This is a genomic window from Acinetobacter sp. ABJ_C5_2, from assembly GCF_044538485.1.
Classification (GTDB): Bacteria; Pseudomonadota; Gammaproteobacteria; order Pseudomonadales; family Moraxellaceae; genus Acinetobacter; species Acinetobacter nosocomialis_A.
Window position 1 is genome coordinate 21,513 of sequence record NZ_JBIUCS010000004.1, and the last position, 26,153, is coordinate 47,665.

22 protein-coding genes and 1 tRNA gene are annotated in these 26,153 nt (G+C 38.1%); 16 read left to right on the forward strand and 7 right to left on the reverse strand.

All coding sequences use genetic code 11. The annotated features are described in order from the left end of the window. Positions 1-52 precede the first annotated feature (52 nt). A complete protein-coding gene (locus tag ACH8JV_RS07020) occupies positions 53-1,054 on the reverse strand; it encodes a hypothetical protein (RefSeq protein ID WP_396520384.1) in 1,002 nt (333 codons plus the stop codon). Between the two features lie 84 nt (positions 1,055-1,138). Beyond that, complete coding sequence (gene queA, locus ACH8JV_RS07025) at positions 1,139-2,176, reverse strand: tRNA preQ1(34) S-adenosylmethionine ribosyltransferase-isomerase QueA (RefSeq protein WP_396520386.1); 1,038 nt, start codon at positions 2,174-2,176, stop codon at positions 1,139-1,141. A gap of 182 nt (positions 2,177-2,358) precedes the next feature. On the opposite strand from queA, the gene ACH8JV_RS07030 reads away from it, so the two are divergent. From ACH8JV_RS07030 to ACH8JV_RS07085, 12 genes are all read left to right on the forward strand, one after another. Further along, positions 2,359-2,445, forward strand: a tRNA-Leu gene (locus ACH8JV_RS07030). A 325-nt stretch (positions 2,446-2,770) separates the two neighbouring features. Next, a complete protein-coding gene (locus ACH8JV_RS07035) occupies positions 2,771-3,790 on the forward strand; it encodes a DUF2939 domain-containing protein (protein ID WP_396520388.1) in 1,020 nt (339 codons plus the stop codon). Positions 3,791-4,100: 310 nt separating this feature from the next. Further along, positions 4,101-5,369, forward strand: a complete 1,269-nt coding sequence (locus ACH8JV_RS07040) for a sensor histidine kinase (RefSeq protein WP_396520390.1) — start codon at positions 4,101-4,103, stop codon at positions 5,367-5,369. A gap of 68 nt (positions 5,370-5,437) precedes the next feature. Beyond that, the gene (gene glnE, locus ACH8JV_RS07045) at positions 5,438-8,188 is read left to right on the forward strand and encodes a bifunctional [glutamate--ammonia ligase]-adenylyl-L-tyrosine phosphorylase/[glutamate--ammonia-ligase] adenylyltransferase (protein ID WP_396520392.1); all 2,751 of its coding nucleotides are present in this window, start codon (positions 5,438-5,440) and stop codon (positions 8,186-8,188) included. 24 nt (positions 8,189-8,212) lie between these two features. Next, complete coding sequence (locus tag ACH8JV_RS07050) at positions 8,213-9,139, forward strand: branched-chain amino acid transaminase (RefSeq protein ID WP_004705670.1); 927 nt, start codon at positions 8,213-8,215, stop codon at positions 9,137-9,139. 67 nt (positions 9,140-9,206) lie between these two features. Next, positions 9,207-10,094 (forward strand): mitochondrial fission ELM1 family protein, encoded by an 888-nt coding sequence (locus tag ACH8JV_RS07055; protein WP_396520395.1) that lies wholly within the window; start codon positions 9,207-9,209, stop codon positions 10,092-10,094. A 13-nt stretch (positions 10,095-10,107) separates the two neighbouring features. Further along, on the forward strand, positions 10,108-10,917 hold the full coding sequence (locus ACH8JV_RS07060; RefSeq protein ID WP_348888909.1) for a polysaccharide deacetylase family protein: 810 nt from the start codon (positions 10,108-10,110) through the stop codon (positions 10,915-10,917). A 2-nt stretch (positions 10,918-10,919) separates the two neighbouring features. Next, positions 10,920-11,909 carry a glycosyltransferase gene (locus ACH8JV_RS07065; protein WP_396520397.1) on the forward strand — a complete coding sequence of 330 codons (990 nt, stop codon included), beginning with the start codon at positions 10,920-10,922 and terminating at the stop codon, positions 11,907-11,909. Positions 11,910-11,921: 12 nt separating this feature from the next. Beyond that, the gene (locus tag ACH8JV_RS07070) at positions 11,922-12,974 is read left to right on the forward strand and encodes an ELM1/GtrOC1 family putative glycosyltransferase (protein ID WP_348888907.1); all 1,053 of its coding nucleotides are present in this window, start codon (positions 11,922-11,924) and stop codon (positions 12,972-12,974) included. Between the two features lie 57 nt (positions 12,975-13,031). Then, entirely contained in the window at positions 13,032-14,087 is a 1,056-nt protein-coding gene (locus ACH8JV_RS07075; RefSeq protein ID WP_348888906.1) for a glycosyltransferase family 4 protein, read from the forward strand. Positions 14,088-14,401: 314 nt separating this feature from the next. Continuing rightward, on the forward strand, positions 14,402-15,247 hold the full coding sequence (locus ACH8JV_RS07080) for a glycosyltransferase family 2 protein (RefSeq protein WP_396520400.1): 846 nt from the start codon (positions 14,402-14,404) through the stop codon (positions 15,245-15,247). After that, positions 15,244-16,338 carry a glycosyltransferase gene (locus ACH8JV_RS07085; RefSeq protein WP_348888904.1) on the forward strand — a complete coding sequence of 365 codons (1,095 nt, stop codon included), beginning with the start codon at positions 15,244-15,246 and terminating at the stop codon, positions 16,336-16,338. The genes ACH8JV_RS07080 and ACH8JV_RS07085 overlap by 4 nt, the downstream gene beginning before the upstream one ends. An 11-nt stretch (positions 16,339-16,349) precedes the next feature. Here the strand turns inward: ACH8JV_RS07085 and ACH8JV_RS07090 are convergent, their stop codons facing one another. The 3 genes from ACH8JV_RS07090 to ACH8JV_RS07100 all read right to left on the reverse strand — a co-directional run bounded on the left by ACH8JV_RS07090 (position 16,350) and on the right by ACH8JV_RS07100 (position 19,434). After that, positions 16,350-16,568 (reverse strand): hypothetical protein, encoded by a 219-nt coding sequence (locus tag ACH8JV_RS07090; protein ID WP_396520402.1) that lies wholly within the window; start codon positions 16,566-16,568, stop codon positions 16,350-16,352. Between the two features lie 147 nt (positions 16,569-16,715). Further along, entirely contained in the window at positions 16,716-18,500 is a 1,785-nt protein-coding gene (aspS, locus tag ACH8JV_RS07095; RefSeq protein ID WP_396520404.1) for an aspartate--tRNA ligase, read from the reverse strand. A 169-nt stretch (positions 18,501-18,669) separates the two neighbouring features. Further along, positions 18,670-19,434 (reverse strand): DUF4184 family protein, encoded by a 765-nt coding sequence (locus ACH8JV_RS07100; protein WP_396520406.1) that lies wholly within the window; start codon positions 19,432-19,434, stop codon positions 18,670-18,672. A gap of 124 nt (positions 19,435-19,558) precedes the next feature. On the opposite strand from ACH8JV_RS07100, the gene znuD reads away from it, so the two are divergent. The 3 genes from znuD to ACH8JV_RS07115 all read left to right on the forward strand — a co-directional run bounded on the left by znuD (position 19,559) and on the right by ACH8JV_RS07115 (position 24,508). Further along, complete coding sequence (gene znuD, locus ACH8JV_RS07105; RefSeq protein ID WP_396520408.1) at positions 19,559-21,568, forward strand: zinc piracy TonB-dependent receptor ZnuD; 2,010 nt, start codon at positions 19,559-19,561, stop codon at positions 21,566-21,568. Between the two features lie 74 nt (positions 21,569-21,642). Continuing rightward, positions 21,643-23,106, forward strand: coding sequence for a phospholipase D family protein (locus ACH8JV_RS07110; RefSeq protein ID WP_396520410.1), 1,464 nt, complete (start codon positions 21,643-21,645; stop codon positions 23,104-23,106). 37 nt (positions 23,107-23,143) lie between these two features. After that, positions 23,144-24,508, forward strand: a complete 1,365-nt coding sequence (locus tag ACH8JV_RS07115; protein WP_396520412.1) for a sel1 repeat family protein — start codon at positions 23,144-23,146, stop codon at positions 24,506-24,508. A 65-nt stretch (positions 24,509-24,573) separates the two neighbouring features. Here ACH8JV_RS07115 and ACH8JV_RS07120 read toward each other — a convergent pair whose 3' ends face one another. Further along, positions 24,574-25,020: a hypothetical protein gene (locus tag ACH8JV_RS07120; RefSeq protein ID WP_396520414.1), complete on the reverse strand. Its 447-nt coding sequence runs from the start codon at positions 25,018-25,020 to the stop codon at positions 24,574-24,576. A gap of 163 nt (positions 25,021-25,183) precedes the next feature. Between ACH8JV_RS07120 and ACH8JV_RS07125 the strand changes: the two genes are divergently transcribed. Beyond that, positions 25,184-25,558: an RcnB family protein gene (locus tag ACH8JV_RS07125; protein ID WP_396520416.1), complete on the forward strand. Its 375-nt coding sequence runs from the start codon at positions 25,184-25,186 to the stop codon at positions 25,556-25,558. 51 nt (positions 25,559-25,609) lie between these two features. Here ACH8JV_RS07125 and ACH8JV_RS07130 read toward each other — a convergent pair whose 3' ends face one another. Continuing rightward, positions 25,610-26,092 carry a phosphate-starvation-inducible protein PsiE gene (locus ACH8JV_RS07130; RefSeq protein ID WP_068936731.1) on the reverse strand — a complete coding sequence of 161 codons (483 nt, stop codon included), beginning with the start codon at positions 26,090-26,092 and terminating at the stop codon, positions 25,610-25,612. Between the last annotated feature and the right edge of the window lie 61 nt (positions 26,093-26,153).

The window sequence follows — 26,153 nt, forward strand, 5'->3', positions numbered from 1 at the left end:
CTTTTAAATTGAAAGAGATAAATAGAAATAAGTTTTAAATAAATAATTACTTTTATGACTTCGGAATTTGAGTTTCATCAATGAAATGCTGCAATATATTTGCAAACTGCTCAAACTCTGGCATTGAAAGTGTTTCTAGACATTCAGCAAGCTCACGTACACTAGTGCCATATAAACTTTGCTGACGTAAAAGATTTACATTACAGAGCCAACATAATGCAGATGTTTCAGGGTGTACATAGAAGTCCCCCGGAAAATTTTCCAACATTTTTTCTAATAATAACAAACGGTCAGGGCTTAGAAATTTTACTAAGTCCAACTCATTAATTCCACTTTGTTGGTATTTTTGATTAAAACGAATATCACTTGATTCCCAAGCTACTCCTAAGCGGCAAGCCTTTTGCTGTTGACTTGAAATGCTGACTCCGCGAACTGGAAAACTCTCTAAAATAACGCCGTATAAATCATAGCTAACATCTTTAAGTTCCCAACTGCCTTTTGAGTTATAGGCCATCTCTCGATTGATATAATGATATCTAAAAATTTTATAGGGATGAGTTGTTTCTCTTACTTGCCACTTGCCGTGTATTGCTATTAGGACGGAATTTTGTTGATTACCTAACTTAAATAATGGAAAAACTGAAGCAGGTGTGCCTTCTTCCGGCAAATTATCTTCGGTTGCAAATTTAAAATTATATTTATGTTCATAATAATAAGTTTGGATATCTTGAAGCAGACAATTAAGTTCGGCAGTCGATGCTCTATGATGAAAGCCATAAAAGATCGCAAGAATCGAAAAAGGGAAGAAATATATCGAAATAAAAAAGCCTAAAGCCATACAAACTAAGGCAAAGATTGTAGCATTCCAAAAAATATAATTTTGTATATCAAGCTGTTGTGTACCTGTCCAATTCTTTAATGAATGAATAAGCAACTCAGGTGGTAATTCCTGATTAAGTAAATTTCTTAACGCTTCAATATTTTTTAAAGTAATTTTGTTGTGCGTATTTTGATTATCAAAAGTATTTCGAACTTTCTGGAAGATAGGATTCATAAATTTTTTTATTAATTAAAATAGTATCTAGATCAGCTGGGTTAAACCTCGAATTAACTTATAGGTTTAACCCAGCTTTAATTTTTAAACTTCTAATTTATCAATCAGCATTGCATCGCCATAACTAAAGAAGCGATAGCGGTCTTTAACCGCATGTTCATAAGCAGCCAAAATATTGTCTCGATTCGACAATGCTGAAACTAACATGAGCAGGGTGGACTCAGGTAAATGGAAGTTAGTAATTAAACGATCTACGATACAGAACTCATAACCCGGATAAATAAAGATTTGCGTATCACCATTCCACGCTGCGATTTTTCCGCCGTGTGCTTGGGCTGCACTTTCTAAGGCACGTGTTGCAGTTGTACCAACAGCAATTACTTTATTGCCACGTGCTTTAGTCGCCAAAATTAAATCAATGGTTTCTTGAGGAACGTCGCACCATTCACTATGCATGACATGGTTGGTAATGTCGTCAGTGCGTACAGGCATAAAAGTACCTGCACCAACGTGAAGAGTCACAAACGTTTTTTTAATGCCTTTTTGATCTAACTTTGCTAACAACTCTTCGTCAAAGTGCAAGCTTGCAGTTGGTGCAGCCACACTGGCAATTTTTTCTGGGTTATGGAAAACCGTTTGATAGCGTTCAGTGTCAATTTCTTCTGCTTCACGGTTAAAGTAAGGCGGAATAGGTAACTGACCATATTGCTCAAGTACAGGTAAAATTGGCTGTGAAAACTCAACGACAAATAAGTTTTCGTGACGGCCACGCACAATCACAGGAATATTACTTGCACCGACAAAAAGCTCAGCCCCTGCTTTAGGCGAATTACTCGCTTTAATATGGCAATACGCTGTGGTGTGGTTCAGCATACGCTCAACCAAAATTTCAATAGCACCACCTGTGGCACGTTTTCCTTTAAGACGAGCTTTCATTACTTTGGTATCGTTGAGTACCAACAAATCACCTTCTTCGAACAGATCGATAATATCTGTGAACATGTGATCGTGATATTGACCCTTTGCGTCTAAATGCAATAAACGTGAAGCACTACGTGATTCGAGAGGGTAACGGGCAATAAGTTCATCGGGTAATTCAAAGGAAAAGTCAGACAGTTGCATATTTAGGAAAAAACACCGCAAAAATTGGGGCTAGTATAAACTTTTTCGCTTTTTTATGGCTGTGCTTCTGACCTAAATCATAAAAAATGTTTAAATGATCTAAAAGTGAACGATAATATTCACTTAGGATTTGACAAGTTTTACAAACGCGCTAATATACGCAACACAAACATACTTCCTCTCCCGAGGTGGTGAAATTGGTAGACGCGGCGGACTCAAAATCCGCTGTCAGAGATGACGTGTCGGTTCGAGTCCGACCCTCGGGACCATATTCAGAATCGTAAGATTCTACGAAAACCCCTAAACTAACGGCTTAGGGGTTTTTTGTTGGGTTAAAATAACTGCCTATCAATTATAATTTTATCTTTTATTGTTAATTCTTAATTTATAGAAAGTTTAGATCTCTTATGAAATTTCATTTGGGAAGAGATTTGTGAAAATAAGTGATGACCTATAATTTTGGTGGAATAAATAGATCTGTCCTTCATTCAAAGTCTTGAGCTGTAAATTTTGATTAGAATATAAAAGACAAGATAGGATATATGATTTAGGTAGGATTATTTTTCTACCTATTATTTAAAAATTAGAGAGTAAATGATGAATAAAAAAATGATAGGGGTAATCTTCGGATTAATCATTTTGATTTTTGGATATTTATACGCTTCGCCTTATATCGTCTTAAATAGTATTAAGAATGCATTGAAAGACAATGATAGTGAAAAGGTTTCTGCCTATATTGACTATACAAGCGTACGTCAAAGTCTGAAAGATCAGGTGAATGCTTATATGCTAAAAGAGATTACAACTAAAGAAACAAATGGTTGGGAAGCTTTAGGTGCAATGATGGCTTCAACTTTGGCCGAAAAGATGGTCGATGCGGTAGTAACACCTGAAGGTATGACATTGATGTTACAAGGTAAGGACCTCAGAAAAAGTTTAACTGGTAATATAGAAGATAAGCCTAAAGAAAGAACAGATCCTCCAAAGATAGAATACAGTACTCGATATTTATCAATGAGCATGTTTGAGGTAACTTTTAAAAATAAAGAGAATGGTTCGGATGTAAAAATCATTATGGAACGTGATGGTTTAAGCTGGAAAATAAAAAAGATTGTTTTGCCCATGGATGAGATAAAGCCTAAACAAAAAATAGAGCCAACAACAATTCCTACAGTAGAAAAAATACCAGAATCTGAAACTCCACAAATGATAGAACCAACGACAACATTTAATTTTTCTGGTGTACAGAAGGGGGCAAAACTTGAATCTTGTTATCATGATCCATGTTCAATTATTCGGGTTATGGAGTTCAAGTTAATAAAGCAAACACCCACTGAATCAAATATTGAGTTGACAGTTGTGGGTGGTAGTCGAGGCTGGGATGCTAAAAAAATAGAATGGAACCATGAAGCTCATAAAATCCAGATTCAATGCTCTATCACTAAGCCAACATTACAGATTGAAGATCAGGTAACAATAATACCTTTAAATGATTCTGGGGTGCCTGGGGTCTTATGGTCAGATGCCGAAACTTATATGCAAGCATGCCATAATTACACGGGGGATATGGGAGCTGGCATTCAACAATATGGTTATAATGTACAAGATAGTTAAATTATTAATAAAATAGTAATCTGAAAAAAGGCTAGTTTATTGGCCTTTTTTCAAACAATACTTTTAAAAATTCTGAACTCGCATTTCTAACATCTTACAACTCATCACCTTCAAATAATTGTTGTATTTTTCTAAAGCATACCCACTTTATGTATCTGAAAACCTTTAATTGAAACTTCACATTTCTATTTCGAAAAGAAAGTTGCTCTTTTAATGTACTGTGTTAAAGTTTGTATTAGATCATAATGATTATAAGTACATTTCTCAAAGAGCGGTTCCGACTAACAACGACAAAATCTGTGAGGCGGGCATGACACAGCGATTAGAACTACATCAGGTCGAGCAATTAAGTGCTTGTAGAATATCACTATTACTTGGATTAAATGCCGAGCAGAACTACATTGAGCAATTTTTCCGGTTTAGTGTTCGCCTGTTGAAGTGTCAAAAAGCTTTGCTCACTTTTAATCAGGAACCTTACTTTTGGCATCACTGTCCTGAAGGTATGACTGCCATTTCATTTAAACCTTCAAGACACTTAAAACAATGTTTTGCTAAACAACAGGTGATTCATCACGATCATCCTTCTTATCAAAATTTAATCAACTATTTAAAAGAGCTTAATATTGACTGTGGTCGTGCTTTAGCTGTCCATTTGGTACAACCCGACCAGACTTCTATGGGATTTGCAGTTTTCTTTGATGATGATGAAACCACTTTCGAAAATGATCAAATTCAGTTGTTGCTCGATTATTGTTCTAGTTTTATGCAACAAGTCGAGTTGAAATTTAATTATGAAGAATTAAATGAACTCTATGAGCAGCAAGTCGCGCTTAACTCGAGTAAAACAAAGTTCTTTTCTATTATTTCGCATGACTTGCGGGCGCCATTTCATGGCTTGTTAGGTTTCTCCGAAGTGTTAGCTAAAGAGCGTGAAACACTGGATGAGTCGAGTATTCAAAATATTGCTGACTATTTATACGACACTTCTCAATCGACCTATAACTTACTTGAAAGTTTGCTGACATGGGCGATGGCAGAGGGTGGACGTTTTGTTTATCACCCAATTAATTTCAAGCTTAGACAAGTCAGCAATATTGTTTGCGATGTGCTGCATACGTTGGCTTTAAAGAAAAATATTGAATTGGTAAATGCGGTTTCCGAAGATTTAAAAATCTATGCCGATATTAATATGATGACTTCCGTGATCCAAAACTTGGTGTCAAATGCATTGAAATTTACCGATGTTGATGGCTCTGGCAAAGTGTTCATTGAAGCGAAGCAAGTAGGCACAAATGTCGAAATCACTGTACGTGATACTGGTCTTGGCATGAGCGAACAACAAATGGCAAATTTATTCCATCCGCGTATTACAGCGAGCTTTAAGGGAACAGCAGGTGAAAAGGGCGCGGGATTAGGTTTAAGTTTATGTAAGCGGTTTATCGAGATTAATCAGGGTAAGATTAGTGTGAATTCGCAAAAAGGTATTGGAACGACATTTAAAGTTTTATTACCTTCTGCCCAAGAAGTTCCCGAGCTTCATGTAGAAGAACAAAACACATCAGAAGCAAAATTAGTTTAATCCCTTTTCCTATTACTACGTGAACTGCTATAACTAAAAAGAGAGTCTGAGGAAAAGAGCTTTTTTATATGAATGCGGAGCAGTTACAAAAAACATTGCGTGCTAGTCAATACGCGGAACAAGTTTTGGGGTTACATCAGGCTGTTTTAGAACAAGATTATCAATTAGATCAATTTGCTGCGCCGCTCTCAACTGATCAGATTTATCAATTTGTAGACACCACACTCGATGGCATTGCCGATGAAACAACTTGGATGCGTGCACTTCGTATACTGCGCAGTCGTTTAATGTTTCGTTGGATTTGGCAGGATGCCAATCAACTGACCGATGTTGTCACACTCACACGCGAACTTTCTGATTTTGCTGATGCCAGTATTTGTGCAGCAAAAGTTTTTGCTCGTGTAGCACTAGTTGCTAAACACGGCGAACCATTAAGTTATTCAGGCAAAGTTCAAGATTTGATTGTGGTTGCCATGGGTAAGCTTGGTGCACAAGAGCTTAATTTATCGAGTGATATCGACCTGATTTTTGCCTTTGATGAACAAGGTGAAACCAACGGCCGCAAATGCATTGATGTACAGCAGTTTTGTATTTTATGGGGACAAAAACTTATTTATTTACTTGAACATATCACCGCAGATGGTTTTGTGTTTCGAGTAGATATGCGCTTACGCCCTTGGGGAGATGGCTCAGCATTAGCGATTAGTCATGCAGCTTTAGAAAAATATTTAAGTCAGCATGGTCGTGAATGGGAACGTTATGCATGGATTAAAGCGCGTGTTGTGACTGGCGGTAAAGAAGGACAAGACTTATTAGAAATGACACGTCCTTTTGTCTTCCGTCGTTATGTCGATTACACCGCTTTTGCTGCTATGCGTGACATGAAAGCGATGATTGAGCGCGAAGTATTGCGCCGCCATATTGAGGATGACATTAAACTCGGGGCAGGCGGTATACGCGAAATTGAGTTTATTGTTCAGGTTTTTCAGCTGATTTACGGCGGGTCTAAACGTGAGTTACAAGACCGTCAGTGTTTGGTTAGTCTAGAGCATATTGGTGAGGCAGGTTTGTTAGAAAAACAAGCCGTATTAGAGCTTGAAGATGCTTACCTGTTTTTACGTCGTGTTGAACATGCGATTCAAGCGCTCAATGATCAGCAAACGCAACTATTGCCAGAAGAAGTTGACCTAAGACAACGCATTATAGATACCTTAGGTTTTGCGAGTTGGGATGAATTTATTGATGTTCTTAATGAGAAACGTCAAAAAGTAAAAGTTCAATTTAAGCAACTCATTGAAGATACCAGCTCTAATGCAGCAACCGAGAACTTTGGACAGTTAGAACAACAGCTAGATGAAGTGCTAGATGACAATGCTAAAAATCTGATTCATGAGTTCTGGCATGGCCATGCACTTAAAAAACTTCCTTCAAATGCTGTGCAACGCTTGAAAACGTTTTGGCCTCATTTGATTGAAGCGATCTTACAGTCCGAACAACCACAAACTGCATTATTGCGTTTAATGCCGCTGATTGAATCGGTTATGCGTCGAACCGTGTATTTGGTGATGCTGATTGAAAGTAAAGGGGCATTACAACGCTTAGTGAAAATGGCGACGGTGAGTCCGTGGATTTGTGAAGAGCTAACGCAATATCCGGTGCTACTGGATGAATTTTTGTCGATGGACTTTGAATTACCAAAGCGTAAGGATTTGGAAGACTCATTACGTCAGCAATTGCTTCGCATCGAAATTGATCAGGTCGAAGATCAAATGCGGGTACTTCGCTTGTTTAAAAAGAGTAATGTGCTCACGGTCGCTGCAAGTGATGTATTAGCTGAAAGTCCGCTCATGAAGGTGTCCGATGCATTAACAGATATTGCTGAAGTGAGTGTTAATGCAACTCTCCATTTAGCTTATCAGACCGTAGCAAAACGTCATGGTTACCCAAAGGATGTTGAGGGAAAACGTTGCTCTCTTGACTATAAAGCCTTTGCTGTTATTGGTTATGGCAAAGTGGGTGGCATTGAACTGGGCTATGGTTCTGACTTGGATCTTGTCTTTATTCACTATCTAGATGAACAAGCCGACACTGATGGAACCAAGGCGATTACTGGCTTTGAGTTTGCTATGCGTGTTGCTCAAAAGTTTATGTCACTCATGACCACTCAAACGCTTGATGGCCGCGTCTATGAAATTGATACACGCTTAAGACCCTCAGGTGAGGCTGGTTTATTAGTGACCAGTCTGAAAGCCTATGAACACTATCAGTTGAAAAGTGCATGGCTTTGGGAGCATCAGGCACTCGTTCGAGCACGCTCTATCGCTGGTGATGAAACGCTTTGCCAAAAATTTGAAATATTTCGCCGCGAGATATTGACTCAATCTAGAGATGAAGCTTATGTTCGTGAAGAAGTGTTGAAAATGCGTCAGAAAATGAAAGACCACTTAGGTTCGTCTTCTGAACAAAAAAAACATGGTATTTTTCATTTAAAACAGGACGCAGGTGGTATCGTAGATATCGAATTTATGGCACAGTATGCTGTACTTGCATGGAGCGGGACGAAACCAGATCTCGCCCATTATTCTGATAATGTAAGAATATTAGAAGATGCTGCTAAAGCAGACTGCTTATCCAGTGAAGATGCCACAGCATTAATTCGAGCCTATCTTAGTGAACGTGCCGAAAGCCACCGCTTAGCCCTTGCGAATCAATCCATGCAAGTCAGCGCAGCGGACTGGCGTAGTACCCGTGCGGTCGTTTGCAATTTATGGCAAAGATTAATAGACCCAACCGCCTCGGTTGAGTTGGATAGTGAATGATTTTATAACAATTTGGAGTGTTCCATGAATTTGGCTGATCGTGATGGTTTTATTTGGCAAGATGGAAAATTAATTGATTGGCGTGATGCAAAGATTCACGTTTTAACCCATACATTACACTACAGTATGGGCGTATTTGAGGGTGTTCGTGCTTATGAAACGCCTAAAGGTACTGCAATTTTCCGTCTCCAAGACCACACAAAACGTTTGTTAAATTCAGCAAAAATTTATCAAATGAAAGTGCCGTATGATCAAGCAACGCTTGAACAAGCACAAATCGATGTTGTACGTGAAAATAAATTAGCTTCTTGCTATTTACGTCCGCTTATTTGGATCGGTTCAGAAAAACTAGGTATTGCTGCAACAAATAACACCATTCATGCCGCTGTTGCTGCATGGGCATGGGGTGCATACCTTGGTGATGAAGCAATGGCGAAAGGTATTCGCGTTAAAACTTCATCATTTACTCACCATCATCCAAACGTGACCATGTGTAAAGCAAAAGCATCTGGTAACTACACGTTGTCAATTCTTGCTCACCAAGAAGTTGCACACTCTGGTTACGATGAAGCAATGCTCATGGACCCACAAGGTTATGTATGCCAAGGTTCTGGCGAAAACGTATTCTTGATTAAAGATGGTGTTTTACATACTCCAGATATCGCTGGCGGTGCACTTGACGGTATTACACGTCAAACTGTGATGACGATTGCTAGAGATCTTGGTTACCAAGTTGTTGAACGCCGTATTACTCGTGACGAATTCTATATTGCAGACGAAGCATTCTTCACAGGTACTGCTGCTGAAGTAACACCAATTCGTGAATACGATGACCGTCCAATCGGTTCAGGTACCCGTGGCCCAATTACCACTGAAATCCAAAAAACTTACTTTGATGCAGTTCAAGGTAGAAATCCGAAATATGAACACTGGTTAACTTACGTAAAATAAGTTAATCCGCTAACATGAAAAGGCGAACATTGGTTTCGCCTTTTTATTTTTTGGTTAGGGAGTTTTTATGCATATTGTCTATGTCTCTGATGGTAAAGCAGGGCATCGCTCACAGGCTTTAGGTTTATTTCAGGCGATGCAAAGACAGCAGGCAAATGCAACTTTTGAAGAAATTTCTATTAATGACTTGCCTATTTTTTCTCTAATCAAAGCACTTTTCTTTTCAAAAAATACTCTATTTGAACAAGCACCCAATTTTATATTTGGGGTCGGGAGCCATACGCACTTTCGTGTCTGGTTACTGGGTAAAATTTTTAAAAAAGCCAAGACCGTTATTTTAATGAAGCCAAATTTACCTATTGCTTGGTTCGACTATGCTGTGATTCCAGAGCATGACGGTATTCCGGCAAATAGTCACGCTATTGTTACACGTGGTGCATTAAATCCCATTCGTAATGAAAATCGCCATCAAGCAGCCAGAATTTTAATTGCTTTGGGTGGTTCATCTAAACGTCACCAATGGAACCAAGAAAAAGTATTATTGTCTGTTCAACAAATTGTTGCGCATAATCCAGGCTCTGAAATTATTCTGACGACCTCACGACGGACTCCAGCCGGTTTTATAGACATTCTAAAACAACAAAGTTCCGCCAAAAAATTACAGATATGTCCGGTTGAGCAAACACCTCAAGGTTGGATTTTTGAGGAAATGCAAAAAGCAGAAGCGGTGTGGGTAACAGAAGATAGTGTTTCTATGATTTATGAGGCACTTACTGCGGGTTGCCGAGTCGGTGTGATTGCTATTGATCGTTTGAAAGAGGATAGAATTACGCACTCGATTGATCAAATGTTAGAATCACAATTGATTTCACAACAGACATGTGTTGTACAGTTACCACAACCTTATGCTTTTAAAGAAGCAGACCGTGTGGCAACATATCTTTTAGCGAAATAATGAGTTTGGCATTGTGATTTATATCCTGATTTTACTAGTTTTGCTTATCGTGTTATTTAGCTATAAGTATGCGTGGTGGAAGCCAGCAGTGGATTGGAACCGACCACGTGTATTGATGTATCACATGGTGCGAGACCATATTGACGGTGCCAAATTTAACAAACTTCGGGTGAAGCCCGTTGAGTTTGAAAAACAGGTCGCATGGATGAAAGCGCAAGGTTTTCACTTTGTTACTATGCAAGAACTACAAGAGAATTGGGGGAAACACCCAGCCAAAACAGTTGCCATTACTTTTGATGATGGTTATTTAGATAACTTACAAAATGCTTATCCAGTTTTAGAAAAATATCAGGCGAAAGCAACGATCTATGTTGTGGTTGATCGTCATGATCGGGATTGGTCAACCTATAAAAAAGAACATCACAATAGTGGTGAACTCATGCGTGAAGCTAAGTTGAATGATGCTCAAGTCAAGCAACTGGCAGACAGTGGGCTCATTGAAATTGGTTCACATACGTTAACGCATGCCAATTTAAGTAAGTTGGATGATGCAGACTGTTTAAAAGAACTCACTGATTCAAAGCAACAGCTTGAACAATTGACTGGGAAACCTGTGACCAGTTTTGCTTATCCGTTTGGGATTTATTCAGACCGAGATGTCAAATTGGCAAAACAGTCAGGGTATAACAATGCGATGACTACAGTGGAAGGCATTGATGGCGAACAGCCAGACTTTATGCAACTGCAACGTATAAAAATTAGCGGTAAAGATTCATTATTTGCTGTCAAGCTTCGTTTAAAACTTGGTAAGCGTGAGGGATAAGCATGAAAATTACGCTTGTGATGGCTGGCGATGAAGAAGGCGGTTTAGAGAAACATGTGGTCGAACTGGCGCACGGTTTGCAGCAACATGATCATAACGTTACTGTTATAGCACATGAAAAATATCATGATCGTTTACATACCAATTTTATTGCGGTCGATTTAAGCAAAAGTCGTCGAAATCCCTTTGTGTTGTACCAGTTGTATAAAGCGATTAAGGGATCAAGTGCCGATATCGTACATGTGCATGGAAATAAAGCTGCTGCAATGGTGGCTTCAGTCATGTCATTTGTACAAGTGCATACGGTTGCGACGCTACATAGCCGTAAAAAGAATACGAAAATGTTTAAAAACTATGAAGCCGTTATTACCGTAAGCCCAAATGCTGCGGAAGTGCTGGATCATCCAAATAAAGTGGTGATTTTAAATGGTATTGATTTACCAAAAGCGTTGCCATCGATTGCAAAACATCAGCCACCAGTTGTTTTGACCATTGGGCGGCTTGTCCCTGTTAAGGGATTTGATATTTTAATTGAGGCGTGGAAAGAGATTTCAGGTGCCGAGTTATGGATTGTGGGTGATGGTTTTGAGCAGGAAAAACTGCAAAGCTTGATTGCTAGTCACCAATTACAAAATCAAATTAAATTATTGGGTCATCGAACAGACATTTATCAACTGCTACAACAAGCCAGTTTATTTGTGATGTCATCTCATTATGAGGGCTGCCCATACACGATGGTTGAAGCTTTGCTGTGTAAGGTACCAATGATCTCAACAGCAGTGGGTGCTATGACCATGGTACTGCCTGAGAAATATTTATGTCCACCGAATGACGTTCAGGCTTTACATCGATTGATCGAACAGACTTTACAGAATTTGCCAGAAGTACAGCAAGATTTTGAATCGGTTTTTCAGTTTGCCGAACAGCATTTAGTTTTAGATGGCATGATTGATAATACGGTCAAAGTCTATCAATCATTGCTTTCAGCATAGGATGATGGATTGATGACACAACAAAAAACTTTCATCCTGGCGTTGACTGATGGTAAAGCAGGCCATGAAACTCAAACTCAAGGAATAGTGCAACTACTGAATCAACAACAAGATTATCAGGTGGAATGGGTTCAATTAAATCTACCTAACAAATGGTTGTATCGTGTTCTGAAGTTACTGATCAAGTTTTCAATAAATACGCAGTGGCTGCGTTATTTTCTTGATGCCCAAACCCTAAGCGCATTAGAGCAGAAACAGGTTGCTTATATTGTATCGGCAGGGGGAAACACTCTACTTGCCAATCTACTGCTCAAACAACATTTATACAAAGATCAGTCTGTGAAAAATTTGGTCGCGAGTTCATTACGGGGGATTCGCGCTGACTTATTTGATGTTGTATTTACCATTCATGAACAGCAAGCCGTTTTGCCTCATTATTTTTATTATCCAATTGCACCGAATAAAATGAGTGCTTTACCTCTAACATGCGAACAGGCACGAGAACATTTGGGTATTCAAAATGCTGAGCAAGCGATTGCAATTTTGATTGGTGGTGACACCAAAACAGTAAAAATTGGTGAAGCGGCGCAATGGGCAACTGTTTTACAAGAGGTTCGAAAGCAATATCCTACAGCGCGATTGCTACTGACAACATCACGAAGAACACCGATTACTTTTGAAAAAGAATTACAGCAGCTTGCTGAGCAGTATGGTATTTTTCAGCCCCATGACCAGTTAACATGGGTAGCACAAGGGCAAAGCTGTGATATCAAAGATTATATTAAAGCGGCTAATTGGGTGTTAGCTAGTCAGGATTCAACTTCTATGATTGCCGAAGTTATAATGTCTGGCTGTCCATTAGTAATTTTCTATAATGAGAATGATATGCATGATCAGGATATCAAAAAGCAGCTATTCTTTTTGAAAAAGAAATTATGGATTGCATTATTTGATCAGTTTACAGTACAAAATTTTGATCAAATGTTGCAAGATCTGGAGATGAAAGACCATGCAAAAGAGATTTTTTTCAAACTAAAGAAAAATTTATCTAGTCATAGAATTTAATTAATATTTTCAAATGTTATTATTTAATAAGTAATTTTAATTTAAGTGAATGTTGTTATGAAAGTTATAAATACTGTTTATGGGGATGCAACGGGTGGTCGTTGGCAAGCCATGTTGAACATATCTGATACATTGGAATTGAATGGCCATCAGGTTGTTCTGCTACGTGGTGAGGAAAATAAACACCTTAGTAGTGGTTCACGTCCAATTTATGTCATTCCTAATACTGGTTTTTATAGTATCAATGCTGCTTTAAAAGTTAGAAGTTTTTTACAAGAACAACAACCAGATGTAATTATTGCACATAGCGGAAAAGCTGTCTGGCTATTTAAAAATGCTCAGATCGGGATGTCAAGAAAGATACCTGTTATTGCTGTTAACCATAGCCATAATGTAAAAAGGACAATCAGAGCTGATGCATTTATTCATATCACACCTCATATTCAAGAGTTGGTGAAATATCTATTAACAGCGAAGCAAAAATCAACAAAAATGCATCGGGTGATTTCTAATCTGATGCATCTGCCAAAGGAGCCGGCACTTCCTCAACCTTTACGAAACCCCGTTACTATAGCAATGCTAACCCGCATGATTCCAAATAAGGGTGTCCATGTTCTGATTGAAGCTATTCACTTATTGAATCAAAAAAATATTCAGGTTAAAGCAATACTTGCTGGTGATGGAGAAAATAAAGCCGAATATGAAAAAATGGTTCAGGATTTCGGTATTGAACATTTGGTTCAATTTCCTGGATGGGTAAATGAGCAGCAAAAAATCGAGATTTACCATGCAGCAGATATTATGGCAATTCCTTCTCTAAATGATATTCAGCCACTTGGAATACTTGATGCTTTTGGTTGGGGAAAGGTTGTGTTGAGTAGTGATCATGTTGGCCCTTTACAAGTATGCAAGCATCGTGAAAATGCCTGGGTTACCAAAGTAGGTGATTCTCAGGATTTGGCAAATGGCATTGAGTATCTAATCAAAAACCCGGATTTTGCGTTACAGCTCGCACAGCAAGCCAAGAAAGAAGCATTAGAAAAGTATTGCTTTGAACAAATTGCAAAAGAGCATAACGATTTTATCCATGATGTTTATCATTACTATAACTAGTTGATTAGATGGATTAACTATTTTTAGAAAGATATTATAGTGAGTGCAAAAAATCTTAAATGAAGATATTTAATCAATTCAGAAGGGTAGACCGCATAATATCTATTAATATCAGCAAACTTACTCTGCAGGTTTTCTTTAGATGCCTGTTATCGGTATACCCTATTGTATAAAAGTAAGTATATAAAAAATGGAATGAGTTAAGCTTATTATGAGCTGATAATTTTTTAACTGTTAATTGAAATGGTAACTATATTGTTTTTAAGGAATAAAGTAAAAATAATTCAGATTTTTACTAGATGTGAGTATATTAAATGCAGCCTTTAGTTTCGGTAATTATACCTTGCTATAATCATCGCCAGTATATTCTTGATAGTATCAAATCTGTTATAAATCAAAATTATAAAGCTATTGAACTCATCGTTATTGATGATGGTTCAAAAGATGATTCATTTGAGGAAATAAAAAAAATAGAGTCAGAATGTCGAGGAAGATTTAAACGGTTCGAATGTTACACACGTGAAAATAAAGGTCTGAGTGCGACACTAAATGAAGCAATACAATGGTGTCAGGGAAAATATGTATCTCTGATTGCGTCAGATGACATAATGTTCCCTGAGAAAACATCCAGACAAGTCGAATACCTTGAAAATACTCCTGTTATTGGAGTATTTGGTGCAGTAGCAATTATTGATGCGAATGGAAATGCAGTTACTAAGAGAATCTCTAATAAGACATCATTTTCATTTGAAGATATTATTCTAAATAAGCATGATTTGCCTGCATGTACACAAATGCTTCGTTTGAGTACTTTAAAAGATGTAAATGGGTATGATGAAAGTATAAAAGTTGAAGATTGGTACTTGTGGTTAAAGCTAACAAAGGATGACGAAAGACTCCACTATATACCAGAAGTCTTTTGTGGTTATAGGGTACATGACTCTAACTTTTCTCATAATGATTTAGCAATGTATAATGATATGAAAAAAATCATACAAGACTATAAATGTCATTTTTTATATCCTCTGGCTGAATATAAAATTAATAGACAAATAACAAAAGCACTTTTTAAAATAAATAAATCTTTTTCTGGATATTTATGGCTAAAAGTAAGTAACTGGTTTAGATATTATTTATTGAAGTTGAAAATCTGGAAATGAAGAAAATACTTTTTATCGTTGATAACTTAGGTAAGGGTGGTGCTCAAAGCATTACATGTGCTCTGGCGAACTTTTTAAGTCGCTCTTCATTAATAAAAGTCACAGTTTGTGCACTTGATAATACGAATCAGGAATGTCATCTTGAACCATCAGTTGAACTTATTAGTCTAAATATTCGCTATGATTTTTCTTATGGTAAATTGTGGAAAAGGAAAACTTTAAAAGAAGCTGAACAGGTTATGGTTGAAGAAAAAATTAATAACAGGAATTATAGTTTAATTATTTTAGGATTTCACAATGGATATTATCTTTATGACTATCTTAGACAAAAAGATAAAATCTGGTTTTGGGTACATGGGGAGATATTAGAGAGAAGACCTTTTAAAGATACTTGGGGGCGGTTGCGTAGTTATTTACGTTACGAACGTCATAAAATTTATTTTAAACAATTACTTAATGGGAAAAGAATTGTTATTGTCAGTAAGCATCTCGAAGAAGCATATAAAAAGATCCTAGAATTATCAGAGTTTGTAACAATTCCAAATGGTATTGAATTACCAGAAAACACAAACCGTTTTAATTCAAAAAAATGGGATATTTTATTTTTAGGCCGCTTAGTGAATCTTAAGCAGGTTGATCATACTATTATGGCGTTTTATAAAGCAAATGTGAGTGGAAAGCTCGGAATACTAGGTGAGGGTCCTGAAATTTTACCTTTAAAAAGTTTAGTGAGTAAATTAAATATACAGGATCGTGTAGATTTTCTTGGCTGGTCTAATAGTCCGCAAGATTTTATATGCCAATCTCGTTGTGTGGTTATGAGCTCATCAAGTGAAGGAAGCCCAATATCTTTATTACAGGCATTGAGTTTAGATATACCAATAGTAAGTTATAACTCAAGTAGCAGTATCGCATTACTCTTTAATAACCCGATTATGAACCGTTATCTAGTTCCAAAAAATGACATAGAGAAATTAGCCATTGCTTTAAAAGAATGCGTTAATCATCCTTATGACATACCTAAAAAAGTCAAAAGTACTATAGATATGGAAACGATGGCTAAGACTTTCATGAACTTGGCTCGGGATTAGATTCATGAATTTTATTTATGATCGGCATTTCCTTTAAGTACCATATAAATTAAAGCAACAAAAATGAGCAATGCACCAACCAAGCTACTTACACAGAAAAATAAAATACGTTGATTTGTAGTCATGTTAAATAATTCATTTGCAAGAATATAGCGCATGAAAAACCATTGTGCGAGGGAGAATACAATCACGACTAAAGCATGTCGACGTACATCAGGGCGCATAGCCATATAGCTGACCTCTTAATTGAAAGCAGCCTATTATGCCACTGACGTACTTTTTCGCAAAGCATAGCTTATGAAAACTGAATGTTTGTTTGATTTTCTCAATTAAAAAACCCTGCATAAGCAGGGTTTTTTAATTTGAAAATCTAAAAATTATTTAGATTCTTCAGCTTTTGGCTTTTCACGTAAGCGGATGCCCAAGTCACGAAGCTGGTTCGCTTCAACAGGAGCAGGTGCTTGAGTAAGTGGACATTCAGCAGTTTTCGTTTTAGGGAATGCAATAACGTCACGAATTGAAGTCGCGCCAGTCATAAGCATTACTAAACGGTCAAGACCAAATGCCAAACCACCGTGAGGAGGAGCGCCATAACGAAGTGCGTTAAGTAAGAAGCTGAATTTCTCTTCTGCTTCTTCATCAGAAATACCAAGCGCTTCAAAAATCGCTTTTTGCATTTCTAATGTGTAAATACGAAGTGAACCACCGCCAACTTCAGTACCATTCAATACCATGTCGTAAGCAACAGAAAGTGCTTCGCCTGGATTGCTCTTCACGTCTTCTACGCTAGATTTAGGCAATGTGAATGGATGGTGAACAGAAGTCCATTTGCCATCGTCAGTTTCTTCAAACATTGGGAAGTCAACAACCCAAAGTGGAGCCCACTCACAAGTTGAAAGATTCAAGTCATGACCAATCTTGACACGAAGCGCACCCATTGCATCATTTACAACTTTAGCTTTATCAGCACCGAAGAATACGATATCGCCATCTTGCGCGCCAACACGTTCCAACAGCTCAAGTACGATCGGTTCAATGAATTTCACGATTGGAGATTGAAGACCTTCAATTCCTTTAGCGAGTTCATTAACTTTGATGTAAGCCAAACCTTTTGCACCATAGATGCCAACGAATTTAGTGTATTCATCAATTGCACTACGTGGCAATGATGCTGCACCTGGAACACGTAAGGCAACAATACGGCCTTTAGGATCTTTTGCAGGGCCAGCAAATACTTTGAACTCAACTTCTTGCATTAAGTCTGCAACGTCAACGAGTTTTAACGGAATACGCAAATCTGGTTTGTCAGATGCATAGTCACGCATAGCTTCGCTATATGGCATACGGCGGAATTTTTCAAATTTTACGCCAAGCAAGTCATTAAATAATTTAATAGTCATGCCTTCCATCAAATCCATGATTTCATCGTCATTTAAGAACGATGTTTCAATGTCGATTTGAGTGAATTCTGGCTGACGGTCAGCACGTAAGTCTTCATCACGAAAACATTTCGCGATTTGGTAGTAACGATCGATACCACCCACCATCAATAATTGTTTAAACAATTGCGGTGATTGTGGAAGTGCGTAGAAGCTACCATTTTGTACACGGCTTGGTACTAAATAGTCACGTGCGCCTTCAGGAGTTGCACGAGTTAAAATCGGAGTTTCAACGTCTAAGAAACCGTGATCGTCTAAATAGTTACGAATCAAGTTAGTTACTTTAGAACGGAAACGTAAACGATCTAGCATTTCTGGACGACGGATGTCCAAGAAACGATATTTTAAACGGTGTTCTTCTGACACGTTAATCGTGTCATCATTTAACGGGAATGGCGGAGTTTCAGAAGCAGCAAGAACTTCGATTTCTTTGCCTAAAACTTCGATTTGACCACTCACCATATTTGGGTTTTCAGTACCTTCATAACGGCGACGAACACGACCTGTAATTTTTAATACATATTCAGAACGTGCTTTATCTGCAGTTGCAAATGCTTCTGGAGTATCTGGGTCAATAACCACTTGAACGAGACCATCACGGTCACGCATATCAAGGAAAATAACACCGCCATGGTCACGGCGACGATGTACCCAACCGCATAATGTAACGGTTTGGTCGATTTGGGCTTCAGTTAAAGAGCCGCAGTAATGAGTTCGCATCATGATGAAGATTATCCAAACTATATTGGCTGAAAAGACGGATGCGTAAACCGCGCACCGTCAAAAAAGTAAGTTTTCGATTATGCCCTGTTGAATGGCATGCGACAAGAACTAGATCAAAAAACAGCTATAATTTAGCTAAAAATGAGCAATTTGGCAGCAAGTTTACCCATTAGCCCATTCTTTGTTGCCGATCTAAAAACAAGAATAATAAGCATCCTAAACTGAAAGTACTTAACCAACCTTGCATGAACTCATTAATAGATCGACCTGTAAAATAATAGGTGTCGGTATGCCAAACCTCATGAGGAATGTAGCGGGCATAATCCCAAAAAGAAAATAAGCCCAAAAGGGTAGATAAAATAAACAATGACCATGCAAAAATTTTAATTTTATGACTTATTTTCCAGTGCTGTTTATGTTTTTGATAGTAATGAATACTCATCCAACCTAAAAATGGTAATGCTAGAGCAGAAGAACCGAGTTGAAGTAGACGGTGCAAAGGATATGGACGACCAAACAAGTGAACCGTTTGGGATAAGAAATCTTGGAAGATGAATGTTCTAAAGTCAGAGTGGGTAAGACCATCCCAAATGAGATGAGTGGCTATCCCGATAATAAGTGCGAATATAATTCCAATAAAAAACTGGATAAAACGTTTAAAAGAGCCTAATTTCAAATCATGCTGAATACCAAAAAAACGGTAAACAACAGGCCGATAAAGTAAATACCAAATAGCACAGAACAATAAACCTAATGCAAGGTTTGGGTAGAGCAAACCTTTCCATTGATGAGTCAGCATACTGGACTGAACTGTAAATAAGCGGTAAAGGTCAGGTGTCATACTGCCAATAGCGAGTGCAGCAATAGGCAGTGTGTTTCGACTTAGTTTAGCAATCGGTGGGGCGATAACAGCATGAGAGATTGTAAAAGGCATTGGAAAAGGAAGCTTCTCACATCATCAAAACAATGAGTCTAACGAAACATACCTACGACTAATGTTTTTTATTGCAAAACGTTTGGAATGTTATAATATAACAAAAAAATATGGGTCATTGACTATGCAGCTCAAAACACAGCTTTTTGTTCTCTCATTATTATCATTTTCTATTCAGCAAGTGATGGCAGCAGATGAGACAAATACTAAGGAAGAGAAACCTGCCGAATTGGCAACAATTACGGTTAAAGCAGAACCTACAGCACCACCTAAGAATACGTCTTTGGCAGAAGGGGCAACCAGTATTGGTAATGCTTTAAATGGTCAGGCAGGGGTTTATTCAGCTCAATATACGGGAGGGGCGAGTCGTCCTGTCATTCGTGGTCAAGATGGTACACGCGTCAAGATCGTACAAAATGGTGGCGATGTAATGGATGTTTCATCTGTATCGCCAGACCATGCTGTTACGGTTGATCCAAACTCAGCCCAAGATATTCAGATATTAAATGGCGCTGAAGCATTACTATATGGTGCAGGCTCAGTCGGGGGACTGGTGAATGTTGTTGATGAAAAAATTCCAACCAGCATGCCAGATAAGGGCTATCAAGGAAAAGCTGGTGTTCGCTACAACTCAGGTAGTGATGAGCTACTTTATTCAGGGCAAGCGACAGTCGGTTTAGGGGATCATGTTGCGCTACGTGTTGGTGGTTTAAAGCGCGATGCCAATGACTATATTTTGCCTAAAGATTTACAAACAGATGAGCGTCGTCAGGACAGCACTTTTGCCGACTCTAAAAACTATAATGCTGGACTGTCTTGGATTGGTGACCGTGGATTTATCGGTGCATCATTTAGCCAACGCCATGATCAATATGGTATTCCTGCTGATAATGAGCTTTTTGGTTCATGTGAACGTGATGGCTTGCATCTGGTGTGTGGAGCAGGTGATTCAACCGATCATGAGCATGATCACGAACATGATGCTTCATGGATTAATCTCAAAGAAAAGCGTTATGACTTAAAAGGTGAGTTAAAAGACCCATTTGCAGGTTTTGCTAAAGTTGCAGCGCAAGCAAGCTATACCGATTATCAACATGAAGAAATGCATAATACTGATGTCGGAACAACCTTTAAAAGCAAAGGGATTGATAGCCGAGTTACATTAGAAAATAATGCTTGGGCTGGTTGGACAGGGCAAATTGGCGCGCAATATACCCAACAAAAACTGAATATTGTTGGTGATGAGTCCATTATGGACCCAAGCAAAACCCAACGTTATAGCGTATTTGGTTTGCAACAAAAACAAATCAATAACGTCAATCTTGCTGTTTCTTCTCGTGTTGACCATCAAACTATCGACATTGAGTCAGATCAAAAGAATTACACGGGTACTGGATATTCGGTTGCTGGTACAGCAAGCTGGGAATTTATTCCGCAATATAAATTGTCCCTCACAACTTCACACCAAGAGCGTTTGCCATTTGCTCAAGAATTGTATTCGGACGGTATTCATATGGCGACCAATACCTATGAGTTGGGTAATGATGACCTTAAGAAAGAACGCTCAAATAATGTTGAGTTAGGTTTGCACTTTAATAATGACCTTTTAAAATACAACGTAAGCGTGTTCCATAACCGTTTTGATAATTTCATTTATGCCAATACTTTGGATGAGTTCCAAGGCTTCCGTCTTATTCAATATAGCCAAGATGCAGCGAAGTTCTATGGTGTCGATGCTGACCTAAGCTACCAAATTTCACCTGTATATAATTTAGGGTTATTTGGCGATTATGTTCGCGGCAAAATTGATAATGAAAATGCACCACGTATTCCTGGTGGACGTTTAGGTACTAAAGTCAAAGCAGATTTTGGTGATGGCTGGGATGCTTCTGCCGAGTATTATCATGTGTTTAAACAAGATGATATTGCTAATTATGAAACCAGAGGGCAGAGCTATAACATGCTGAACTTGGGCGTTGGATATAACGGGAAATATAGCAACATTGGTGATTACCGAGTGTTCCTGAATGCCAATAACTTGTTAGACAGCCGTATTTATCAACATGAGTCTTTCCTTGCAAATGTTCCACAAGTCGGACGTAATTTTACTGTAGGTGTAAACTTTAGTTTCTAAGGCCTAACACGAAACTAAACTTGAAAAATCAAGCTAAAAGACCTAATTTGAAATGATCAAGTTAGGTCTTTTTTATGCGTATTTTTCAGCGAATTCATCAAAAAATAAATTGGTCAGGGCGTCGTTATATGGCGGTATTACTTTGCGTTGTTGCTATTGCATATGTTGCATCGGCAATTTACCACACAGTAAAACCATTACCACAGGGCATTAACTTTAGTGGCAAGCTTAGACATGCCGATGTCAAATTTTTAGCAGATAAAACCTATCTGGATGCCAATGGTCAGCAGAAGCTTGATCAGCATATTTTTGATGAAATCTTAAAAATGATTGATGAGGCAAAGACTACGATAGTGGTCGATATGTTCTTGTTTAATTCAGAAGTCGGTGATTCAAAAATAAAGCAAAGACCATTGATGCAAGAGCTGACTGATGCATTAATCAATAAAAAAAGACAAAACCATCAAATTCAGATTGTATTGATTACTGACCCGATCAACTCAGTTTATGGTGGTTTAAGGCCTGAACATTATCGTCAATTACGTCAAGCTGGTGTCGATGTTATCGAAACAAATCTGGCTCCTTTACGAGCGTCGAATCCACTTTGGTCAGGTTTTTGGTATATCTGTTGTCAGAATGTCGGAAATAATCCAGACAAAGGCTGGCTACCCAACCCATTTGGTAATGAAAAAATTACGCTACGAAGTTATCTGAACTTATTTAATTTTAAGGCCAATCACCGTAAGACATTGGTCGTTGATACTGATGCTGGCTGGAAATCATTAGTCACTTCAGCAAATCCACACGATGGTAGTTCGAGACACTCTAATGTGGCGTTGGTTGTAACAGGAGCCACAGCTACTGATATTCTCCAAACAGAAGCTACTGTTGCACAAATGTCTGGAAGTAGCTCACCATCACTGATTTTAGGTGACTTTGAAAAAGATATAACCAAGCCTCAAGTTCAAGTGTTAACTGAAGGCGCGATTTATGAATCTGTGCTGAAACTAATTAACTCGGCTAAACCTAAAGAACACCTCGATTTAAGTATGTTCTATTTATCTGAACGCAAGATTATTGAAGCTCTAAAAAATGCTCAAGCGCGAGGGGTTACTGTTCGGGTTCTACTTGATCCCAATAAAGATGCATTTGGTAGACAAAAAAATGGTATCCCAAACCGCCAGGTTGCCTCAGAACTAAATGCTGTAGGTATTCCAATCCGTTGGTGTGATACGCACGGTGAGCAGAACCATAGCAAAATGATTTTGAAATATAACAATCAGCAAGCTGAGTTGATTGTAGGTTCTGCCAACTTTACGGCCCGTAATTTAAAAAATTACAACCTAGAAACGGATATGTTGGTTATAGGCAAAGTTCAAGATCAAGTTTTTAAAGATGCTCAGGATTACTTCAATACTTCATGGTCAAACTTGCAGGGGAAACAGATGAGTGTGGATTACGCGAAGTATGCCGACGAGTCTAAAGTGAAATATTGGATTTATCGTTTTATGGAATGGTCAGGATTATCGACTTTTTAAGTGACTATAGTATTTTGATGAAAACGGAAAATGATTAATGGTTGAAACCTTAGAATATGCTTTGGCATTGAGTTATGGTAACCAGAATATTTTGATTGATTCAATTCGGGCAATTGAATCATTAAAAGTGTTAGCTACCCAAGAAAACCCACAAGCACTGTTTGAACTTGCTCTGTTTTATGATCACGAGAGGGGGGATTGCATGCTGCCTCGTAATATATATTTTCGTGATCAATATCTACTTCATGCGGCACATTTGGGCCATACTCAAGCCATTATCACATTATTTGATTTATTAAAAAGAAAAAATACGATTTTCGATATAGGGTATTACGATGAAAATTATATTGATCAAATCTATGGTGAATTACATCAAATTACAGATCAATTAATTGCGCAGGGAAATACTCAGGCGTTACTTATCAAAGTTAAGCATGGAGTTGCTTATCCAGACACTGAAAGTATGCAGTATCTGTATCAGGCCTGGAATCAGGGTGAAAAGCTGAGTACCAGTTTGTATTTGTCACGATATGATGATGAAGAATTGAAGCAGCTTGGATTATTTGATGCCGCGGCATGGAACGATTATTTTGAGCATGCGCAGCAAGACCTAATGCAGGATCTGGAACAAGCTTTTCAACGAGGCCATATCCAGAAAATTATTGAATTTCTTCGAACTGATGAAGCCAGTTATATATCAGAACAAAACCGAGAACAGTTGTGGCAGTGGCAACAGCAGTTTTATCAACAGCAAGCGACTTTAGGTACTGCGGATGCATGGCTGCAATTGTCAAGACTGACAGAAAATTCGTTAAACTATTTAAAAAATGCAGCAGAGTTGAATCATCCAGTCGCAATGTATGCCTATGCCTATGAGTTAGATCAAAAGCCTGATCTCGGTAATGATGAGTTAGATGAAATTGAAAAATATTTTACTATTGCTGCGGAACATAAACATGCACAAGCATTATATGAAAAAGGACGTTATTACATTGAGGATGATTCAGAGCTTGCTAGACAATATTTTCAGCAAGCTAGCGAATTAGGCTGTCTGGACGCGGTTGAATGTATGGTTGCTTTAACTGAACAGTGTGAACAGGCGCAGTGGGCAGAGCTGGCTTTTAAATATGGTAGTATTGACAATAAAGTTGCAGAGGTCTTAGTTGTGGCATTGAGAGGTGGTTTTGGAATTCTGGAAAATCATCGATTGGCAGATGAGCTGAAATTACGTTTAGAGGCGATCAGTTATTGGGATCAGGTCTTTTCGTTTGCTTTACCTGCTGCTCAACAACACTATGAAAAACAGATACAACCGCAAATAGAAGGGCTTTTTGATGAAAGTGCAGAACAGCCGGGTTTTAGAAGCAGAATAGCATCACATATAAAAAACTGGTTTAAATAGAGAGACTTCTCTTTAACTTTTGAAGAAAAATTCTTTGAAGTTAAAGAGAAGAATTATTTGCTTTATTAAAGCGCTGGCGGAATCAATTGATCCAAAGCCTTATCATCTAACTTTTCTATTTCACTCAAATCAGTCTTAATTTTCCACTGCGATTCATCATCTACTGGATTTGGTAAACGCGCCTCAAGCCAATCACAAACGACATCTGGATTAAACTCAGGGTGATTACACTGAATGATCCATGATAGAAAGTCTTTTGCTTCACCATTCATATAGGGTGGGGGTGACACCGGAAAAAATAGTGTTGGTAGACGCTCATTCGTCGAGAGATAATTTAAAACGTGACCGAGTTCTTGTACGGTTTGCCATGCAAGTGGGTGTTCTACATCAATACTGAACTTAAACCACCAAGCGTGTTCGCCATCTGCTCCATGCGCCATGATACGGGCTTCTTGTACACTTGGAACTTTGCAGAAAAATTGATGAAGACGTTCAAAACTGATTTCAGACACAGCAATTGACCTAGCTTGGAAAATGCTAATGGTAGCACAGATACAGATTCTTCATATTTTCTTTATAGTCATTACAAACAATATCAATCAAGTCTGTTTTATTCATGGTTTCTCCTTGACTCTCTTTTACTCTAGCTCTATATCAAGACAAAAGGGATGCACCATGAAAAAGCCAATCGTTCTTGTACTTTCAACTTTAATGTTGGGTATGTCTGCTACTGCGATGGCGGATTCAAATAATCGCTGGGATAACTATCACGGTAAAGACTATCGACATTATGAACAACGTCACGATCATCGTTATGATCGACGCGATGACCATAGACCACCAGTTTGGTCAAATGCGAACCGTGGCCATGAATATGTCGTAATCAAGCGAGGGGAGCGTATACCTGTAGAATATCGTGATAACCGCTACTTCGTTTCAGACTGGCGTGCACACCGTTTATATGAGCCACCACGTGGATATCACTGGGTGAAAACACCGAATCAATATTTATTAGTTGATTCACACCATCAAGTTTATCGTGTTCGTTAAGTCTGAAATATAGAATATAGATCATAAAAAAGCCTCAATTTGAGGCCTTTTTTATGCTAATTCATCATCTTGTGGTTGAGGAGTTTTTAGAGATGCTGGAGTCTTTGAGTGCTTTTCTTTCATTACCGATGGATAATTCCATGAAGCAAAACGAACCACTAAAATAGAAATCGCTAAAATTAAAATTGAACCGGTAATAATGACTTGATCGATATCTGCTTTATGGTCATGTTGGATATCTGAAATCAGCAAACGAGTTAGGGCCGTAATTGCCACATAAATAAGAAATCGAACCGGCATATGATTGGTTTTAAAGTAAATCCCAACCATTGCGCCAAGTTCTAAGTAGATAAATAATAATAAAATATCATCAATTGAAGCATACTTTTTGACAGTTAAAATTTCAAAAACGGTATGTGCAGCTGACCAAGCCACCATACAGCCGATAATGAATAAAGCTAAATAATGAAAAGCTTCAACGGCATAGTGTCCAAACCGGTCGAGCGTTCTTTCAAACTTTTTAGGATCAGGCATAGTAAGATCTTTTTTGATATGAGTATGCCTGGAAAATAAACAAATTTTATGCCAATAGAAA